This is a genomic window from Micromonospora lutea (assembly GCF_016863535.1).
Taxonomy (GTDB): Bacteria; Actinomycetota; Actinomycetes; order Mycobacteriales; family Micromonosporaceae; genus Micromonospora; species Micromonospora lutea.
Genome location: NZ_BOPB01000032.1, coordinates 33,664 through 51,561, shown reverse-complemented (window position 1 = coordinate 51,561; position 17,898 = coordinate 33,664). Strand labels below are relative to the sequence as shown.

Here is a 17,898-nt window from a genome sequence, read left to right as displayed (position 1 = left end):
GCCGCCGCGTCCGGCGACGGCACCACGGGTGGATCAGCCCTTGACGCTGCCGGCGAGCAGCCCTCGAACGAAGTAGCGCTGCAGTGACAGGAACACCATCAGCGGTACGACGATCGAGACGAACGCGCCGGCGGTCAGCCGTTGCCACTCGTTGCCCCGAGTGCCGGCCAGCTCGGCCAGGCGGACGGTGAGTGGCGCGGTGACGTCACTGCCACCGGCGAAGATGAGCGCGACCAGCAGGTCGTTCCAGACCCAGAGGAACTGGAAGATGCCGAACGCGGCCAGGGCCGGTGCGACCAGCGGCAGGACGATGGTGCGGAAGATCTTCGGGTGGGTGGCCCCGTCGACCCGGGCCGCCTCCATCAGATCCCTGGGCAGTTGCGAGATGAAGTTGTGTAGCAGGAACACGGCGAACGGCAGGGCGAAGCAGGTGTGCGCGAACCACACCTGGGCGAAGTTCTGCGCGCCGTCGAGGTTCCAGGCGGGCAGCAGGGTGACACCACCCAGGCTGACTCCGCGCGAGAAGAAACTCAGCAACGGCACCAGGGCCATCTGCAGCGGCACGATCTGGAGCGCGAAGATGCCGATGTAGATCCAGTCCCGGCCGCGGAAGTTGATCCACGCCAGGGCGTACGCGGCCAGGGCCGCGAACGCGAGCGGGAACAGCACCGACGGCAGGGTGATCACCAGCGAGTTGATGAAGTAGCTGGCGAGTTGCCCGGACGAGGAGGACTGCCCGAAGAGCACGTCCTGGTAGTTCTGGAGGGTGAACTCCGGGTCCCGGAAGAAGGTCCACCAGCCGGTGGTCTTGAGTTGGTTCTCCGGGCGGAAGGAGGAGATGAAGAGACCGAAGGTCGGGATGGTCCAGACGACCGCGATGACGATCGCGACCAGGGTCGCGGTACGGCTGTTCAGCCGCTTGCGTACCCGGGAGGCCCGGGTCGACCGGCCGTCGGTGGCCTGGGTGCCGGCGGCGACCGGGGGAGTGGTGGTGGTCATCTCAGCCCTCCCGTCGCTGCTGGCGCAGGTTGCGGATCTGGAAGATCACGATCGGTACCACCAGGATGAAGAGGACGACCGCCAACGCCGAGCCCTGCCCGTTCTGGCCGTACCGGAATGCCTGGTTGTACATCTCGTTGGCGATCACGCTGGTGTCGTAGTTGCCGTTGGTCGTGGTGCGCACGATGTCGAAGACCTTCAGCGTGGCGATCGAGATGGTGACGACCACCACGATCAGCGCGGGTCGGATGCTGGGCAGGGTGATCTGCCAGAACATCTGCCACGGATTGACCCCGTCGAGGCGGGCGGCCTCGATGATGTCCGCCGGGATCGACTTGATCGCCGCGGAGAGCACCACCATGGCGAAACCGGCCTGGATCCACACCATGATCACGATGAGCAGGAGCGTGTTCAGCGGCGAGTCGAGCAGCCACTGCCGGGGTTCGCCGCCGAGGCTGACCACGATCTGGTTGAGCAGGCCGATCTGTTCCTGCTCCTCGCCCCGGTAGGCGTACACGAACCGCCAGATGATGCTGGCGCCGACGAACGAGATGGCCATCGGCATGAAGATCAGCGACTTGGCGACCGCCTCCAGCCGGGCCTTGTCGACAAGTACCGCGTAGAGCAGCCCCATGGAGGTGGCCACCAGCGGTACCAGGGTGACCCAGACCAGCGTGTTGAGCAGCACCCGGACGATCGCGTCCTCGGCGAACATCCAGCGGTAGTTGTCCAGACCCACCCAGTTCTGGCTGCCGCCGTCCATGAAGGACAGCATCGTGGTCCGGATCGCCGGGACGACCAGACCGATCATCAGCAACAACACCGTCGGCAGCAGGAAGAACAGGGCGAACAGGCCCTCCCGCGGCTTCGTCCGCCCGGGCGGCGCGACCCCGCCGACGGACGCGGCGACGAGTTGCGCCTCGCGACGCCGGGCGAAGAACGCCGGCACCGCGTCGAGCAACACGAGCAGGCCGCCGACCACCACCGCGAAGGCGATCAGCCCCCACAGCAACATCATGAGCTTTGGCGTCTGGGCGGCGAAGTCGAAGTTCATCAACCCTCCCCGGGGTTCTCGGCAGCGCCGGTGGGCCGGCCCACTGTCGCGGACCGGCCCACCGGTGGACTCACTTCCAGCTGCTCTCGATGCCCTGGAGGACGGTGGCGGTGTCCTTACCGTTGATCCAGTCGACCATGCCCTTCCAGAAGGTCCCGGCGCCGACGGCGGCGGGCATCAGGTCGGAACCGTCGAACCGGAAGACCGAGCTCTCGTCCTGGAGGATCTCCACCGACAGCTTGTCGATCGGGTTGGCGACGTTGGCCAGGTCGAGCTTCTTGTTCGCGGAGACCCAGTCGCCGATCTTGGCGCGGCTGTTGGCGTGCTCACCCGAGGCCAGGTACGTCTGCACCGCCTGCACCTCAGGCCGGTCGCTGAAGGCGGTCACGAACTCGCCGCCACCCAGCACCGGCTTGCCCTTGGCCGGGTCGATGGCCGGGAAGTAGAAGGCGAAGACGTCGCCGTCCTCGGCCACCCGGGTGCCCGACGGCCACTGGTTGGCGTAGAACGACGCCTGCCGGTGCAGGGCGCACTTGCCCTGCGTGATCGGCACGCCGGCCTCCTGGAAGGAGGTGGTGGCGATGCTGCGCACGCCGCCGAAGCCGCCGTTGACGTACTTGTCGTTCTTCAGGATGGTGCCGGCGCGGTCCACGGCCTCGGCGATGCGCGGGTCGTTGAACGGGATCTCGTGCGTGGTCCACTGGTCGTAGACCTCGGGGGTCTGCGTCCGCAGCAGCACGTCCTCGATCCAGTCCGTGGCCGGCCAGCCGGTGGCGTCACCGGACTCGATGCCGGCGCACCACGGCTTGAGCCCGCTGTCGGCGATCGTGTCGCTGAGCTTGATCATCTCTTCCCAGGTGGTCGGGACGGCCCAACCCTTTTCCTGGAACATCTTCGGCGAGTACCAGACGAACGACTTCACGTTCGAACCGAGCGGCGCGCCGTAGAAGGTGCCGTTGACGGTGCTGTACTTGAGCCAGTCGGCCGGGTAGTTCTCCTCGGCCATGGCCTTGGTCTCGGCGCTGGCCGCCTTCAGCTGGTCGCGCTCGGCGAACCGCTGGAGCAGGCCGGGCTGCGGGATGAAGGCAAGGTCAGGGGCGTTGCCGCCGTCGACCCGTACGGGGAGCTGGGCCTCGAACTCGCCGCTTCCCTCGTGATTGATCTTGATGCCGGTGCAGTCCTCGAACTGCTTCCAGGACTCCGTGAGGCGGTCGGCCTCGATCTCCCGGATCGACGAGTAGATGTTCACCGTCTTCCCGTCGTGGCCCTGGTACTTCTCGTAGGGGGCGCACTCCGCGGAATCGGCGTTGCTGTTGCCGCTGTTGTTGCTGCTGCTTCCGGTGCCGCACGCGGTGGCGCCGAGCGCCAGTGCGATCGCGCCAGCGACTGCGAGGGCCTGGCGTGGCCTGGCAGAGATCGCCATGCCGTCCTCCTTCCTAGCCGGCGCTGGCCGGGTCGCATCCGGTTGACCTGGCGCCGGTCCGATGGGCGTCTTCACATGTAAGCGCTTGCATCTCGCCGGATCCACCCTTGGACGGACACGACCGAGTAACAATCCGGAAATCTGCAAGCAACCATGATCACGCGCCCATCGGCGACAACGAGCCCCGTCTATCAGGAGAAACTCCCGTCGACCGACGTGCGGGTAGGAAGATTTCGCGATCACCCGAGGCTGGCTGGCGGGCAGCGGAAAAGCCCCCGGCAGGCGGGGCGGGCACCGCTGGTGTTCCGGCGTTCGGCCGGGGTCGGTCAGCTGTTCAGCTGCCAGATCGAGTAGTTGAGGGCTGCGGCGAAGGTGACCCAGGCCCAGTAGGGCAACAGCAACGCCGCCGCCAGTCGACTCGCCCGGGCGAACAGCAGCACGGTCGCGCCGATCGCCAGCCAGAGCAGGATGATCTCGATGAAGGCCAGCCCGTACCGGTCACCGGCGAAGAAGAGCGGCGTCCAGGCGGCGTTGAGCACGAGCTGGACCGCCCACGCGCCGAGGGCCGCACCGAAGCCCACCCGGCGCCAGACCAGCCACGCGGCGACCGCGATCATCACGTAGAGGACGGTCCAGACCGGGCCGAAGAGCCAGGACGGCGGCGACCAGGCGGGCCGGTCGATGGTCGCGTACTGGTCACTCGCCCCCGCCCCGGCCAGGTTGCCGAAGACGGCGACGGCCAGTACGGCCAGCGCGAAACCGGCCAGGGCCCACCACTGGCGGGCGCCGTCGCGTCGGGTCTGTTTCCCAGTCGTTCGCATGGTCGGTGGTTCTCCACTCACCGCGGGCGGCAAACCTTCGCACGCTGTCGAGTTGGGCGGTGCTGGGCCCACCGACAACACGCCGGGGTCGCCGCGCGCGGTGACTCCTGTCGGGAGGACGGAGTACCGGTCACGACGACCCCGGCGGGTTCGGTGAGCGGCGCACTGCGCCGCGACGTCAATTGAAGATGCTGACCCCACCCGGGCCGACCAACAGCCCGACAACGATGAGGACGATGCCCCAGAGGATCTGCCGCCGGAACAGCGCGAGGATGCCGGCAACCACCAGTACGACTGCGAGAATCCAGAGAATCAGCTCCATGGTTGCTGAATACCCCCGGCTGTGACTTCGGAAACCTCACCCTGATCAAGGTGATCGCCGAGGTGGAAGACGCTGTACGCCTGCTTGATCACCGGGTGGGCCACGTTGCGGACGCGTACCCCGCCCGGGGTGGTGCCCCGCTCGGAGCCGTGATGGGCGTGCCCGTGCAGGGCGAGTGCGGTCGGCGCGGAGTCCACCGCCTGCCCCAACTGGTAGCAGCCGAGGAACGGGTAGATCTCCAACGGTTCCCCGGCCAGGGTGTCCGGCACCGGGGAGTAGTGGGTGAGCGCCACCAGCACGTCACAGTCCAGCGAGCGGAGCGCCTCGCCCAGCCGGTCGGCGCTCTCGGTCGTGGTGCGCACGAACGCCTTCATCTCCGGCTCGCCGAAGTCGCTGGCGCTCCGGCCGGCGAAGCCGCCGCCGAAACCTTTCACCCCGGCGACGCCGAGTCGGCCGCCCGGGCAGTCCAGCACCACTCCGGCGCCCTCCAGCACGGTGATGCCCGCCTCCTCCAGCGTCCCGATCACCTGTGGCACCTGGTCGCAGTGGTGATCGTGGTTGCCCAGCACGGCGATCACCGGGACACCGAGGCCGCCGAACTCCCGGGCCACGCAGCGCGCCTCGGCCTCGGTGCCGTGTCGGGTCAGGTCACCGGCGAGCAGCAGCGCGTCGACGCTGCCGGGCAATTCCTCCAGCGCCGGCCGGAACCGACCGAGCACGTCCTCGTCCAGATGCACGTCTCCCACAGCGGCGATCCGGATAACCATCGAACCTCCTCAGGGCAGTTGCTCGATCTCCGTGGGCGCCTGCGTGCGGATCACCCCGATGTCACTGGTGACCGGCACGTCCGGGAAGCGTTCGGCCACCCGACGCAGGATCTCCTCCCGCCGGTGTGCGCTCTCGACCTCGCCGTGCAGCACGAGAGCGCGTTCGGTACGGGTCACGCTGATGCCCTGTTCGGCGACGGCCGGGTCTTCCGTGAGCAGCCGGTGGATCTCCGCCTCGAGATACTCGTCGGGCGGTCCGGCGCCGGAGTCGCGGTGCACGGTCACGGTCTCCCCTTTCCGTCGGCGGTGCCGGTGTACGGCACGACGTCCAGCCTGTCCAGCAGCACCAGGAACGCCTCGGCGTACGGCGAGTGCTGCGTCTCCTTGCGTACCCGCTCCCAGTCGATCTGCTCACGCAGCGATCGGGCCAGCGGCAACCCTCGGGCGAAATCGCAGTAGTGCTGGGAGAAGCTCAGCAGCTTGTGCACCATCAACTGGGTGGCCGACAGCACCGGCATGTGGATGGCGTCGACCGGGCGTACGACCGTGTCGGCGAAGGTCTCCTCGGTCACCGGCGTCTCGACCGGGCGGTGGATCAGGTCCACCATCCGGCCGCCGTCGTAGACCTTGACCAGCCAGTCCTCCGGTGGCCGCTCGGCGGTGAAGCCGCTCTGCACCAGCGCCTCCAGCGCGGTTTCGACGTCGGACTCGCGGATCAGGAAGTCGACGTCGTGCTCGCTGGAGTGGCCACCGTGCGCGTAGACGGCGAAACTGCCGCCGAGAACGAACGGGATGTCCGACTGCTTGAGCACGGCGGCGACCTTCTTGAGGGTGTGCAGGAGGGTCTCGTCGTCGCGCTCGGCCATCTCGCTCTCCTGTCGCCTCGTCGGGTACCACCGGGGGATCTCCGATCGGTACCCGGCATTCCGGTCCGCCACACCTGCCCCGCGCGCGTAACGGAATGAACGGGGCGTAACGGGACTTATCATCCGTCCGTACGTGCGGCTGTCGGATAGCCTTTCCAGAGTGGCCAGACCGACGGAAGCGCCCGATTCGACGGGAGTCCGCCGTGGCGGGGGTCGGCTCCGCGCCGTAGCCCTGATCGGCATCGACGGCTCAGGCAAGACCACCCAGGCGCATCGGCTCGCCGAGGCGCTCACCGCGGCCGGTTGTCCGGCCACCTATCACCGCAACGCTGGTGGGCGGCGCTGGCTCGGCCGGGCGGCCCATCGACTCGGCCGGCCGGATGCCCAGGGCCTGCTCGGGCGCGACGGCATGCTCCTGGTGGAGTCCGGGCTCCGCTGGCTGGCCATCGCGATGACACTCCTCGGTGGCCTGTTCACCGGGCGGGTGGCCGTGATGGACCGCTACGCGGCCTGCCAGTACGCCAGCCTCCGCGCCCACGGCGGGCACCGCTGGGAGCGGCTGGTCCGGGCCGCCTACCGGCTCTTTCCTCGACCGCAGGTGACCTTCCTGCTGACCGTCGAGCCGATCGAGGCGTACCGACGGATCGAACGCCGGGGCACCGACCACGAGAGTCTCGGCTTTCTGGCCGCCGCCGACGTGGCCTACCGCAGTCTGCCGGAGTACCCGACGTTCGTGCCGGTCAACGCGGGCCTCCCGGCAGAGGAGATCGCCCGGGAGATACGGGGGCATCTGAACGCCTGGCTGGCGCCCGAGCACGAGCCGACCGGGCGTACGCCGGCAGAGGGGGTCGCGCCGGTGACGGAACTGGTGCCGCTTCAGGCCCGTCCGTAGACCGGTACGGTCGCGCCGCTCGTGGGCGCCGACTCGTCCGACGCGAGGAAGCGGATCACCGAGGCGATCTCGGCCGGGTCCACCCAGCGGGAGTGATCGGCGTCCGGCATCGCGTCGCGGTTGGTCGGGGTGTCGATGACGCTCGGCAGGACGGTGTTGCACCGAACCCCGGATGTCTTGTACTCCACAGCCACCGCGGAGGCGAAGCCGAGCACGGCGGCCTTCGCGGTCACGTAGCCGGCGACACCCGGGAACGGCGCGACCGCCGCGCGGGCCGCGACACAGACCACCGCGCCACCCCCGGCGGCGACCAGATGGGGCAGCGCGGCACGGGTGACCAGGTGGGTCGGGCGGAGATTGATGGTGAGCATCCGTTCGAAGTCCTCGACCGGCGTCTCGTGCACCAGCCCGCCGCTGGCGTATCCGCCGACGAGGTTGACCACCGCACGTAGTGGTGCCTCCGGATCGCCGGCCGCCACCTCGGCCACCCGGGCCGCGTCCTGGGGGTCGGTCAGATCCGCTGCGATTCGGAGCGGTGCGTTGACCTCGGGCATGCCGACCGGGTGCGGTTGCTGGCGCTGAGGGGCGACCACGCGCCACCCCGCCGCCACGAACGTGGCGCTGACCGCCACGCCGAGTCCGCCCGTGGCCCCGGTCACCAACACACTTCGATTCGCCATGGACTGAGGTTAGTGCGACCGGCAGTAGGGCGCGCCGCAGCCCCACCGGTCCTGTTGCCGGTCGCGCCTGGTGCGGTGTCCGGTCGGCGGGTGTCGAGGCCCACCTGACCCGGTGGACCCGGCCCGGTGGGGGAGGCGGCCCGGGGACGGCCGGTGGCAGGCTGGACCGGCCGGCATTGGCGTACGTCCTGATTGACGCTCCCGATTTCATGAAAGTAACTTTCAACAGTGGCGAAAAGTCCGAAGGTTTCCGCGAATTCCGAACCCGGTGGGCTGATCGTCCACATCAGCGGCCTGCTTCCGGCGTTGTCGCCGGCCGAGCGGCGGGTCGCCCGGCTGGTGGTCGCCAACCCCGGCGACGCGGCCCGCCGAACCATCACGGATCTCGCTATCGCCGCCGAAACCTCCGAAGCCACCGTGATCCGATTCTGTCGTTCGGTCGGCATGGACGGTTACCCGCAGCTCCGGATCCGCCTGGCCGCCGAGGCCGCCCGCCGCGTCGAGCCACCGGATGCGCGGGTGGTCGGCGGAGACATCCCGCCCGGTGCCGACCTGGCCCAGATCATCGCGACCATCGCCTTCAACGACGCGCGCGCGGTGGAGGAGACCGCCGAACAGCTTGACCCGACGGTCTGCGAGCGGGTGGTGGACGCCATCGTCGGGGCCGGTCGGGTCGACATCTACGGTGCCGGCGCGAGCGGCCTCGTCGCCGCGGATCTCCAACACAAGCTGCACCGGATCGGCCGCACCGCCTTCTACTTTCCCGACCTGCACACCGCGTTGACCTCGGCGGCCCTGCTCGGTCGCGGTGACGTCGCCATCGGCATGTCACACACCGGCACCACCTCCGACGTGGTCGAGGTGCTAGGGCAGGCCCGCTCCCGGGGCGCCACCACAGTGGTGCTGACCAACTTTCCGCGTTCCCCGGTCACCGAGGTCGCCGACCATGTGCTCACCACGGCCGCGCGAGAGACCACCTACCGGTCCGGTGCGACGGCCAGCCGGCTGGCGCAGCTCACCGTGGTCGACTGCCTCTTCGTCGGGGTGGCCGCGCGTAACCGGAGCCGGGCCCGCAAGTCGCTGGAGGTGACCGCCGAGGCGGTCCGCTCCCACCGGCTGGGCTCTGGTCGACGGCGGGCATGACCGCCGACGGCCGGGCTGTCACGAACCCGAAACACCGGCCGCCCGGTTCGTCGACGTCGTGAACGTGACACACGGTCGTACCTCGTTGCGGCGTCGGGCATAGGACCGGGCCCCGGATTGTTCATCAAGGTGTGGGGTATTACCACCGGCGTGGATGAACCGAGCGGTCCACGCACCCGTATTCGGCAGTGACCAGGATCGCAGCACGGCGGTGACCCGGGTCGCTGCACCTGTCGGCCGGGCAGTGCTGCCATGGACCGAGACGCACGGCGATCCGTCGATTTGTCGACGTCACGGGGCGCCTGCCGACGGTAGCCAGACAGGGTGCTGACAGCAAACATGGACGCTGCTCTCAGCGGATTATCAGGCATTCGTGACACTTTCGACCCACGACATGGAATCCCCGACACGTCTCATCTGTTGTGTAGATGTCAGCACCGATGGGCACAGCGGAGGTTACGGGGGAGGGCTGATGGGCGTGGGGATGGCAAGGAACCGGGCAACCGGCGCGAGCGAGGGGACCGTGGGCACCGTGGACAAGAACATCGGAATGCGAACTGACGAGGTTGCCGAGGAGCGCGACCTGGTCGGAGTCTACCTGCACGAGATCTCCCGGACGCCGCTGCTGGACGCCGCCAAGGAGGTCGATCTCTCCAAGGCCATCGAGGCCGGCCTGTACGCCGATCACCTGATCGGCGAGGACCGCGTCCCCGACGGGGTCACCCGGGAGGAACTGGAGCGCCTGGTCGCCGACGGTGAGCGGGCCAAGGACCTGTTCATCAGGGCGAACCTGCGACTGGTCGTGTCGATCGCCCGACGTTACGTCCGCTCCGGCATGCCCATGCTGGACCTCATCCAGGAGGGCAACACCGGTCTGGTCCGGGCGGTCGAGAAGTTCGACTACGAGCGTGGTTACAAGTTCTCGACCTATGCGACGTGGTGGATCCGCCAGGCGATCAGCCGGGCGATCGCCCAGCAGGAGCGCACCGTGCGGCTGCCGGTGCACCTGGTCGAGGACGTCAACCGGATGCGCAACGTGGCCCGTCAGCTGACCCGTGAACTGGGCAGCGACCCGGAACCGGAGCAGATCGCCGCGGCGCTGGGGGTCACCGTCGAGCGGGTCAACGAACTGCGCCGTTGGTCGCAGGACACCGTGTCGTTGGACACGCCCGTCGGTGACGACGGCGACACCAACCTCGGTGACCTGGTCGCCGACAGCGACGCACCATCTCCGGAGGAGATCGTGCTCACCGGGTTGGAGCGGCAGCGGATCGAAGGGTTGCTCAACCACCTGGATGACCGCTCGGCCGGCATCATGCGAGCCCGGTACGGGCTGGAGGACGGCCGGGAGCACTCGCTGACCGAGGTGGCCTCGCGGTTCTCCCTGTCCCGGGAGCGGATCCGGCAGCTGGAGATCCAGGCGTTGGGCCGGCTTCGCGAGTTGGCCCGGGCGGAGGGTCTGCAAGCGGCCTGAGCAGGGCGACAACAACGGCGAACGGCCGGTGTCCGGTAAGGGACGCCGGCCGTTCGCCGTTCGCTGCTTTCGCCCGCGAGGCGGTACGTGTCCGGCGGCTCAGCGCACCCGACCGTATCCGTACGGTGACATGAGGTCCACGGATCGCTTCTCCACGTTGCGGCCGAAGGTCGGTGCGTGGATGACCTGCCCGTCGCCGACGTAGATGGCCACGTGGCCGAGGCTGCGGTAGAAGACGAGGTCACCGGGGCGTAGCTCGCTGCGACTGATGTGCGCCACCACGCCCCACTGCATCCGGGTGTTGTGTGGCAGGGACCGCCCGGCGGCTCGCCAAGCAGCCGAGGTCAGCCCGGAGCAGTCGTAACTACCCGGCCCGTCCTGACCCCAGGCGTACGGTTTGCCCAGCGCGCCGTAGGCGTACCGGACGGCCGCGCCCGCCTTGCCGGAGACGGCGGGTGCGTCCTGGGCGCTGTTCGCCCGGTTCGCCGGCCGTTCGGTCGCCCGTCCGTAGGCCTGCCGACGCAGTTCGTAGAGCTTGGCGAGATCACGCTCGATCCGCCGTTTCGCTGAGGACAGTTCGCGCGACTGCGCCGCCTGCTGGCTGAGCGTGACGTCCAACCGGGTCTTCTCGTCGAGCAGCCGCCGCTGGTCGGCGGTGTAGCTGGCGATGGTGGCCTGCTGCTGCCGGGTCAGGTGGTCCAGGGTGCCGAGTCGGTCCAGCACCGACGTCGAGTCACCGCCGTGCAGCAGCGCGTCGACGGTGCCCAGGTTGCCGGTCTTGTACGCGGTCACCGCCAACTCGCCGACGTCGGCCCGGCTCTGCTCGGCCTGCTGCTCCAGCGGGCCGAGCCGCTCCTGCAACCGCTGCACCGCGGCGCGGTTCTGCTTGATTTTCTCCCGCAGTTCGTTGTGTGCCTCCACCACCCGTTCCAACTCGACGGAGGCTTTCTCGATCCGTCGGGTCAGCTCGGCGGGGGAAGGTTCGGCCCGGACCACCGTCGCCGGCACGAGTAGCGCCATTGTGCAGGCGGCGACCGTCAGGGCGCGCAGCGTATGCGTCAGGGACGACAAGAGCTCGAATGCTCCTCTCCCGGGGCCGGCGCGGGCGGCTGAGGCTCCGCGACGGCGACGGCCCGGTGCCGTCCGGATGGACGGCGGCCGGCCGAGCCGACCTGCCCAACCTAGTACGGGACGGGAGTCATCCGCAGAGAAAGCCGGGACCAGTGGGGGTGCTGTGGCGCAGCCCGCAGCGAAGAGCGCCGCTTTATGGGTTATCAGCGATATGTCGGACTGGTCGCTCTCGGCACATGACGCGGCTTGCCAGAGCGTTTTGACCGACAAGCCGGACTTGACGCGCTCTTTCCGGCGCCCCCTGCCGCTGGTAAGCCCCTGACCATTGGAAACATCCGAACCGGTGTGGCATCTACGGCCCACAATGAATCGCGCGGCCGGGAATCCCGTCACATGGCGTCGACGCCCAAGGCCGCGGCAACCGACCCGGTGCCACCAGCCGTGGGAGGAGGGGTCGTGAATCCTGATGGCGCGACGATGCGACCGCCACGGACATTTCCGGGTGCCGGCGGCGGACAGAGGTTGCTCTACGCCCAGCCCGGGATCATCGTCACCGTCGACCGGTTCACCGTCGGCAGCAGCAGTTGGCGCGTCGCCGAGCTGACCCATCTGCACAGCACGCGCGGGCCACACGACCGGGTGGCGACCCGGGCCGTGCTGGTTTCGACGGTGGTGATCGGTGGGGTGGGACTGCTGCTGGGGTTCACCGGTGGGCTGGAACGGCTCACCGCCGGGGCGTACCTCCTGCTCGGCGCCGTGTTCCTGGTGCCGGTCCTGCTCGCGGCGGCGGGTGACCGCTGGCGTCCGCCGGCGTACGAGCTGTGGGGCCGTCGGTCGGGGACCGACGAACTGCTCTTCAGCAGCGACAACGAGCACCAGTTCGGGCAGGTGAGCCGCGCGCTGCGCCGGGCCCGGGAGATGAACAGCTACGGCGGCTGGGAGGACCCGCTGGCCAGCGCCGAACCGTGGCGACCACGACGGTGATGATCACCATCGCGATCGTCGTGAGCGCTACCCGGCGATCGGCTCGGGTGCCTGCTCCCGTTCGCGCTGCTCGGTGGTGACCAGTGCGCTCACCCGTCGCTCCGCCCAGAAGGAGACGAAGGGTACAGTGCCGGCCAACATCACCAGGATCATCCGCTTGAGTGGCCAGTCAGCCCGCCGGGACAGGTCGAACGCGGCGACCAGATACACCATGTAGAGGAAGCCGTGTGCCTGGCCCACGGTCTCCACCACGACCGGGTTGTCGAAGCCGTACTTGAGCGGCATGCCGATGACGACCAGCAGGATGAGCACCACGCCGACGACCCAGGCGATCACTCGGTAGCGGGTGAGGGCAGCGCGCACTTCTCGTCAGTCCTTCCGGGCCCGGCTCAGCCGGGATAGTCGCCGGGCTTCGCGCCCGGATTGGCGTTCAACCATGACAGGTAGCGGTTGTAGGCAGCCAGGTCGGCGTCCTCCTCACCGGGACCGGCCGGGACTCGGGCCACCCGCACCGGGCGCCGGATGCCGGACCGTGGCTGCTCGGTACGGACGGAGCCGGTCGCGCCGGAGGCGGCGCGACCGTCGGGGCCGACGGGCGTGGCGGGGTGGCCGGCGGATGTCGGCGCGCCTGCGTCCGCGCTCGGCGTGGAGTCCGTCCGTAGCGCATGACGTACCTCGCGCCACCACACGAAGACCACGAAGCCCGCGAAGATCGGCCACTCCACGGCATATCCCCAACTGATGGCGTTACCCGCTGCGGCCCGGCTGACCTGCCACCAGCCGAGCCCGAGAAAGGTGGTCACCAGCACGACCATGGCCACGTGGCGAGCGATCCACGCCGGGGTCCAGAGCCGCTTCATGCCCCGAGGGTACCGGGACCGGCTGCGGTCTCCGACACGGTGTCGTAGCACCTCCTGGTTTGGCCACACCCGCGGCGGGCAACCGTACAGACGCCAGCCCACGACGGATGAGGGGGCGAGATGACGGCATCGGGACGACCTGACGGATTTCCCGCCGGCGGTACGGAGGTGAGCCCTGAGCAGCGTATTCCCGAATGGGGCGACGATCGGGTGGCGGCCCCGGCGCCGGACGCCGACCTGCTCGGCATCGATCCCGCCGAACTGGGCGAGGACGATCTCATTCGGGAGATGCAGAGTCTGCACCGTACCCGGCTGGACACGCTCCGCCACGCGACCGACTCGGCGCTTGCCAATCATCTGCGACGCACCGCCGAGTTGGAGACCGAGTACCTCGCCCGACACCCCGGGCGTGAGGTCGATCCGAGCCGGCTGCGGGACGCGTGATGGCGTACGCGGAGCGGGGGGTGTCCGCCCCCCCGGAGGTTGTGTTCAACACGGCCAGCGATCCGGACCGGATCTCCTCCTGGCTGCCGGAGCCGTTGCTGTCGAGTGACCCGGCCCGGGAGGCCGACGCCGGGCAGCTGCGGGTGCGCTGGGCTGCCCGCGACGTCGACTGGTCGGCAGACCTTCAGGTGGAGCAGGGCGACGCCGGTGGCTCCCGGCTCCACCTCGAACTGAGCGGAGGCGGCGAGGACGTCGACGGGCTCGCCGACGAGACGCTGCACAGCCTCGCCGGCGCGGTGGCCGACAACCTGCAGGCCGGCTGACCCGGCCGAACCTGCCGTCGACGTACGGCGAGTCCAACCGTGACCTGACGAGGAGGCCGGGTGAGCAACCTGAAACAAAAAGTGGCGCGACTGCGCCAGGCGTACGCGCCACACGAGCATCGCCCGCTCGGCGGCTACCTGGTGGCGATGGGTACCTATGCCGGCGTGGCGGGTGCGATTGCCGGCCTGGTGAAGGTGACCGGGCGAAGCGTGCCCGAGCGACCCGCCACGTCGGATGTGGTGCTGCTCGCCGTCGCCACCCACAAACTCAGCCGGCTGTTGTCCAAGGACGCGGTGACCAGCCCGTTGCGTGCCCCCTTCACGCGGTACGACCGACCGATCGGCAGCGGCGAGGTGATGGAGCAGGTGCGCGACTCGGGCAGCTCCACCCGCCACGCCATCGGCGAGCTGCTCAGCTGCCCGTTCTGCCTGGCCGTGTGGGTGGCCACCGGTCTGACCGGTGGACTGGTACTCGCGCCACGACTGACCCGGCTCGTCGCCACGGCGTTGACCGCGGTGGCGGCCTCCGACTTTCTGCAGATGGGGTACGCGGTGGCCCAACAGGCGGCCGAAGGCGGTGCCGACGAGGACTGACGGACAGCCACCAGGAGGCCGGCGCAGGTCACGCGTCGGCCTCCTCGTGGTGCCCTGCGGTTCGACGGCGGCTCAGCGCTGCATGCCGGACCAGCCACGGGGTGACTCCGGCTCCCGCTCGTCCTCGTCCGCGCCGGTGATGATGTCCCGGTCGACGGCGGTGCGGTCGTGCTCGTTGGCGAAGTCGGGCTCGGGCAGGGTGTCCTTGCCCTCTGGCGGCTGGCCGAGCGCGGGCGTACGGGGGTGCTGATCTTCCTCGCGCTGCGTCATGGTGTTCCTCTCCTCGTCGCCGGCACCGGCCGGCTGATCAGCCCGTCGAGCCACCCAGCAGGTCCGTCACCTCGTCGACCGCGTACTCGCCCTGCGGCAGCGCGTTGAGTCGGGACAGCAGCTGCGCCGGCAGTTCCGCGGCGACCGCGCGGCGGTATATGTCCGCCTGACTGATCCGCTCCTGACCGTGGTAGAGATCGTCGAGCAGTTCGTCGAGCGGGCGGGTGTCCACCTCCTCGGTCTCCACCTCGTCACCCACGGCGGCGGCCGTCGTGGGCAGCTCGGTGGTGGGTGGATCGAGCGCGGCGGTGTCCACCACCGGCACGTCGGCCAGGATCGCGTCGGGCAGTCGTGCCTGCGTCGTGGGTGCCGTGGGCGCCTCGGTCACGGGTACGTCATCGGTCACCCTCGTGACCTACCCGCCCCCCACCCCGCAAAACCCACCCCACCCCCCACCCACCCTCCCTCCCACCCACCCCAACCCCGCCGTCGCGCGATCATGAGGTTGTTGTCGTCGGAAGGCGCTGTACGGCGCAACAACCTCATGATCGACGCGGTCAGAAAGGGTGGGAGGGGGGAGGGGTGTCAGGCGGGGGTGGGGAGGGAGGTGGTGGCGCGGCGGGTGCGGACGGCGGCGGCCAGGTTGGCGAGTACCTCGTCGGTGGTGTCCCAGCCGATGCAGGCGTCGGTGACCGACTGGCCGTAGGTGAGCTCGCGGGTGGGGTCGAGGTCCTGTCGCCCCGGTACCAGGAAGCTCTCCAGCATGATCCCCACGATGCCCCGCTGGCCGGCGGCGATCTGCGCGGCCACGTCGGCGGCCACGACGGGCTGGTTACGGTGATCCTTGCCGCTGTTGGCGTGGCTGGCGTCCACCACCAGCCGTTCCGGCAGCCCGGCGGCCCGGAGCAGGTCCAGCGCGCCGGCCACCGACTCCGCGTCGTAGTTGGGCCGGCCACCGCCGCCCCGCAGCACCAGATGCCCGTCCGCGTTGCCTCGGGTGTGCATGATCGCCGGGGTACCGGAGACGTCGATGCCAGGAAAGACGTGCGGCACTTCGGCGGCCCGGATCGCGTCGACGGCGGTGGCGATGCTGCCGTCCGGACGGTTCTTCATGCCGATCGGCATCGACAGCCCGGAGGCGAGTTGGCGGTGCACCTGACTCTCCACGGTGCGTGCCCCGATCGCCCCCCACGCGACGGTGTCCGCGATGTACTGCGGAGTGATCGGGTCGAGGAATTCGCAACCCACCGGCAGACCGAGCCGCAGCACGTCGAGCAGCAGCGCCCGAGCCCGACGTAGGCCAGTGTTGACATCCCCGGAACCGTCCAGCCCCGGATCGTTGATCAGGCCCTTCCAACCCACGGTGGAGCGCGGCTTCTCGAAGTAGACCCGCATCACGACGAGCAGGTCCTCGGAGACCTGCTCGGCAGCCGCCCGCAGCCGGTGCGCGTAGTCGAGGGCGGCGGCGGGGTCGTGGACCGAACACGGCCCGACCACCACCAGCAGCCGGTCGTCGGCCCGGTCGAGCACCTGACCCACCGCGCGGCGGCCGGTCAACACGGCCGCCGTGAGGGCGTCGTCCAGCGGCAGCTCATGAAGCAGCAGGGCCGGGGTGGTCAGCGGCACGACACGATCGATCCGCTGATCGATGACCCGGTGGTTCTCCGGGATCGTCACGGTGGGCATCCTTTCGCCGACCGCACCCGGGGCCGGTGCCCGGGTCGAGCCGGCTGCTCGTACGCGAAAGGGCAGGAACGAAAGCTCCTGCCCGGCCGGCTCGACAAACGGTGACGTCAGATCATGGTGAAGTCACCGGCTTGCGAGCCGGCTGCCTAAACCATCGATACGAGTGCGTCACGGCGGTAAGCGTACCCGACCGTGCCCGGATGCTCACCCCTCCCGTCGACCAGCACGTGTCTCGTCTCGTCGTACCGTCCTGAGTGCGGGAGAGGCCGGCGGGGTATGAGGAGCGGCATGAGTGACGAGCGAAGCGATCAGGAGCGGGTGGAGTCCCGCGCCCACCTGCTGCCGGAGGAGGCGGCTGCCGGCAGCGACGACGCGCAGGCCCAGGCCGACGCGATCCTCGCCGAGTCCGACGCCCGGGAAGCCGACCAGAACGCCGCCCCCGACACCGTGCTGGAGCGGCGTACCTCGGATCAGACCGTCAACCCCATCGAACCGCCCGACTGAGCACTGGCACCACGCCCGCGGCGGGATCCTCGGTAGGTGTGTCGCCGCAGCCAGGCCAGCGGTCCGGCCAACCACAGCTCCTCCGGGACGTTGCCGATTGGGTCGAAGGCCAGCGCGGCGTCGTCCCGCGCACTGAGCTGATCGCCGAGGGTGACCTGCCCGAACGGCCGCCACGGCCCGGCGGCGGAGGCGACGGCGAGGAGCAGCCCGGGCCGGTTCGCCGCCACCGCGGTGGCCAGGCCGGCCAGGCTGTGGCCCAGGTCGGGCGACTCCGGGTCGGCCAGCGCGGCCAACCACAGCCGCCGTCGACCGGTCCGGTAGGACATGATCGAGCTGTACGTGCCGGTGAACCCGCGCCGGGGCAGCGGCAGGTGGCGCAGCCCCGGCGCGGCGCAACTGGAGCTGACCAGCAGGTCGAAGGGGCGTCCGGTCGGGTGGTGGATCCGCACCGCCAGGCCCAGCACGTCGGGCCAGCCGCCCGGGGTGGGTGTGCCCTTCGAGAGACGGACGACGGCCGGATAGCGCCCCGGCCGATCGAGCAGCCGAACACCGGTCGGCTGGCCGGACTCACCCCAGACGAACACCTCGCCGGCGAAGGATCGGCCGGCCGGGTGCAGCATCCGGGCACGGCGTAGTCGGGCCAGGGCACGTGCCACTCGTTCGGCGATGACGGCGGGCCGTGGCCAGGGATTCGTCGGCATGCCTTCCGCATACCCAGGGC

24 protein-coding genes are annotated in these 17,898 nt (G+C 69.6%); 8 read left to right on the top strand and 16 right to left on the bottom strand.

All coding sequences use genetic code 11. The features are described from left to right. Window positions 1–33: 33 nt before the first annotated feature. The 8 genes from Vlu01_RS24850 to Vlu01_RS24815 all read right to left on the bottom strand — a co-directional run bounded on the left by Vlu01_RS24850 (window position 34) and on the right by Vlu01_RS24815 (window position 6,375). Window positions 34–999 (bottom strand): carbohydrate ABC transporter permease, encoded by a 966-nt coding sequence (locus tag Vlu01_RS24850; RefSeq protein ID WP_204003889.1) that lies wholly within the window; start codon window positions 997–999, stop codon window positions 34–36. 1 nt (window position 1,000) lies between these two features. Further along, window positions 1,001–2,053, bottom strand: coding sequence for a carbohydrate ABC transporter permease (locus Vlu01_RS24845; RefSeq protein WP_204003887.1), 1,053 nt, complete (start codon window positions 2,051–2,053; stop codon window positions 1,001–1,003). A gap of 70 nt (window positions 2,054–2,123) precedes the next feature. Then, complete coding sequence (locus Vlu01_RS24840) at window positions 2,124–3,476, bottom strand: ABC transporter substrate-binding protein (protein WP_204003886.1); 1,353 nt, start codon at window positions 3,474–3,476, stop codon at window positions 2,124–2,126. 326 nt (window positions 3,477–3,802) lie between these two features. Continuing rightward, window positions 3,803–4,297, bottom strand: coding sequence for a TspO/MBR family protein (locus Vlu01_RS24835; RefSeq protein WP_204003884.1), 495 nt, complete (start codon window positions 4,295–4,297; stop codon window positions 3,803–3,805). A gap of 178 nt (window positions 4,298–4,475) precedes the next feature. Next, window positions 4,476–4,619 (bottom strand): GPGG-motif small membrane protein, encoded by a 144-nt coding sequence (locus tag Vlu01_RS24830; RefSeq protein ID WP_007464364.1) that lies wholly within the window; start codon window positions 4,617–4,619, stop codon window positions 4,476–4,478. After that, window positions 4,610–5,386 (bottom strand): metallophosphoesterase family protein, encoded by a 777-nt coding sequence (locus tag Vlu01_RS24825; RefSeq protein ID WP_204003882.1) that lies wholly within the window; start codon window positions 5,384–5,386, stop codon window positions 4,610–4,612. The genes Vlu01_RS24830 and Vlu01_RS24825 overlap by 10 nt, the downstream gene beginning before the upstream one ends. A gap of 9 nt (window positions 5,387–5,395) precedes the next feature. After that, entirely contained in the window at window positions 5,396–5,671 is a 276-nt protein-coding gene (locus Vlu01_RS24820; protein ID WP_373307510.1) for a BON domain-containing protein, read from the bottom strand. Beyond that, a complete protein-coding gene (locus tag Vlu01_RS24815) occupies window positions 5,668–6,375 on the bottom strand; it encodes a nucleotidyltransferase (protein ID WP_275409483.1) in 708 nt (235 codons plus the stop codon). The genes Vlu01_RS24820 and Vlu01_RS24815 overlap by 4 nt, the downstream gene beginning before the upstream one ends. 37 nt (window positions 6,376–6,412) lie before the next feature. Here Vlu01_RS24815 and Vlu01_RS24810 point away from each other — a divergent pair, with 37 nt between their 5' ends. Then, window positions 6,413–7,144, top strand: a complete 732-nt coding sequence (locus Vlu01_RS24810) for a dTMP kinase (RefSeq protein WP_204003878.1) — start codon at window positions 6,413–6,415, stop codon at window positions 7,142–7,144. On the opposite strand, the gene Vlu01_RS24805 is transcribed toward Vlu01_RS24810, so the two are convergent. Then, on the bottom strand, window positions 7,129–7,824 hold the full coding sequence (locus tag Vlu01_RS24805) for an SDR family NAD(P)-dependent oxidoreductase (protein ID WP_204003875.1): 696 nt from the start codon (window positions 7,822–7,824) through the stop codon (window positions 7,129–7,131). The two genes, Vlu01_RS24810 and Vlu01_RS24805, sit on opposite strands and share 16 nt — an antisense overlap. Before the next feature lie 228 nt (window positions 7,825–8,052). Here Vlu01_RS24805 and Vlu01_RS24800 point away from each other — a divergent pair, with 228 nt between their 5' ends. Beyond that, a complete protein-coding gene (locus Vlu01_RS24800) occupies window positions 8,053–8,967 on the top strand; it encodes a MurR/RpiR family transcriptional regulator (protein WP_204003872.1) in 915 nt (304 codons plus the stop codon). Window positions 8,968–9,451: 484 nt separating this feature from the next. Next, complete coding sequence (locus Vlu01_RS24795; protein ID WP_204004013.1) at window positions 9,452–10,441, top strand: sigma-70 family RNA polymerase sigma factor; 990 nt, start codon at window positions 9,452–9,454, stop codon at window positions 10,439–10,441. A 99-nt stretch (window positions 10,442–10,540) separates the two neighbouring features. Here the strand turns inward: Vlu01_RS24795 and Vlu01_RS24790 are convergent, their stop codons facing one another. Beyond that, window positions 10,541–11,512, bottom strand: coding sequence for a C40 family peptidase (locus tag Vlu01_RS24790; RefSeq protein ID WP_373307509.1), 972 nt, complete (start codon window positions 11,510–11,512; stop codon window positions 10,541–10,543). A 456-nt stretch (window positions 11,513–11,968) separates the two neighbouring features. Between Vlu01_RS24790 and Vlu01_RS24785 the strand changes: the two genes are divergently transcribed. Next, complete coding sequence (locus tag Vlu01_RS24785) at window positions 11,969–12,496, top strand: DUF6232 family protein (RefSeq protein ID WP_239096105.1); 528 nt, start codon at window positions 11,969–11,971, stop codon at window positions 12,494–12,496. A 27-nt stretch (window positions 12,497–12,523) separates the two neighbouring features. On the opposite strand, the gene Vlu01_RS24780 is transcribed toward Vlu01_RS24785, so the two are convergent. Both Vlu01_RS24780 and Vlu01_RS24775 read right to left on the bottom strand, forming a co-directional pair. Further along, on the bottom strand, window positions 12,524–12,859 hold the full coding sequence (locus tag Vlu01_RS24780) for a DUF3817 domain-containing protein (RefSeq protein WP_204003868.1): 336 nt from the start codon (window positions 12,857–12,859) through the stop codon (window positions 12,524–12,526). A gap of 26 nt (window positions 12,860–12,885) precedes the next feature. Next, entirely contained in the window at window positions 12,886–13,356 is a 471-nt protein-coding gene (locus Vlu01_RS24775) for a hypothetical protein (RefSeq protein ID WP_204003865.1), read from the bottom strand. A 120-nt stretch (window positions 13,357–13,476) separates the two neighbouring features. Here Vlu01_RS24775 and Vlu01_RS24770 point away from each other — a divergent pair, with 120 nt between their 5' ends. Genes Vlu01_RS24770 through Vlu01_RS24760 form a run of 3 tightly spaced genes read left to right on the top strand, consistent with a single transcriptional unit; the run spans window position 13,477 to window position 14,717 of the window. After that, entirely contained in the window at window positions 13,477–13,800 is a 324-nt protein-coding gene (locus Vlu01_RS24770; protein ID WP_204003862.1) for a DUF6158 family protein, read from the top strand. After that, window positions 13,800–14,123 carry an SRPBCC family protein gene (locus tag Vlu01_RS24765; RefSeq protein ID WP_204003860.1) on the top strand — a complete coding sequence of 108 codons (324 nt, stop codon included), beginning with the start codon at window positions 13,800–13,802 and terminating at the stop codon, window positions 14,121–14,123. The genes Vlu01_RS24770 and Vlu01_RS24765 overlap by 1 nt, the downstream gene beginning before the upstream one ends. Window positions 14,124–14,183: 60 nt before the next feature. Next, the gene (locus Vlu01_RS24760; protein WP_204003858.1) at window positions 14,184–14,717 is read left to right on the top strand and encodes a DUF1360 domain-containing protein; all 534 of its coding nucleotides are present in this window, start codon (window positions 14,184–14,186) and stop codon (window positions 14,715–14,717) included. A 72-nt stretch (window positions 14,718–14,789) separates the two neighbouring features. Here the strand turns inward: Vlu01_RS24760 and Vlu01_RS24755 are convergent, their stop codons facing one another. From Vlu01_RS24755 to Vlu01_RS24745, 3 genes are all read right to left on the bottom strand, one after another. Continuing rightward, window positions 14,790–14,987 carry a hypothetical protein gene (locus tag Vlu01_RS24755; RefSeq protein WP_204003856.1) on the bottom strand — a complete coding sequence of 66 codons (198 nt, stop codon included), beginning with the start codon at window positions 14,985–14,987 and terminating at the stop codon, window positions 14,790–14,792. A 37-nt stretch (window positions 14,988–15,024) separates the two neighbouring features. Then, window positions 15,025–15,303 carry a hypothetical protein gene (locus Vlu01_RS24750; RefSeq protein ID WP_373307512.1) on the bottom strand — a complete coding sequence of 93 codons (279 nt, stop codon included), beginning with the start codon at window positions 15,301–15,303 and terminating at the stop codon, window positions 15,025–15,027. A gap of 269 nt (window positions 15,304–15,572) precedes the next feature. Further along, the gene (locus tag Vlu01_RS24745) at window positions 15,573–16,673 is read right to left on the bottom strand and encodes a 3-deoxy-7-phosphoheptulonate synthase (RefSeq protein WP_204003853.1); all 1,101 of its coding nucleotides are present in this window, start codon (window positions 16,671–16,673) and stop codon (window positions 15,573–15,575) included. A gap of 288 nt (window positions 16,674–16,961) precedes the next feature. On the opposite strand from Vlu01_RS24745, the gene Vlu01_RS24740 reads away from it, so the two are divergent. Beyond that, window positions 16,962–17,177, top strand: coding sequence for a hypothetical protein (locus tag Vlu01_RS24740; protein ID WP_204003851.1), 216 nt, complete (start codon window positions 16,962–16,964; stop codon window positions 17,175–17,177). On the opposite strand, the gene Vlu01_RS24735 is transcribed toward Vlu01_RS24740, so the two are convergent. Continuing rightward, window positions 17,144–17,878 (bottom strand): phosphodiesterase, encoded by a 735-nt coding sequence (locus Vlu01_RS24735; protein ID WP_204003848.1) that lies wholly within the window; start codon window positions 17,876–17,878, stop codon window positions 17,144–17,146. The two genes, Vlu01_RS24740 and Vlu01_RS24735, sit on opposite strands and share 34 nt — an antisense overlap. Between the last annotated feature and the right edge of the window lie 20 nt (window positions 17,879–17,898).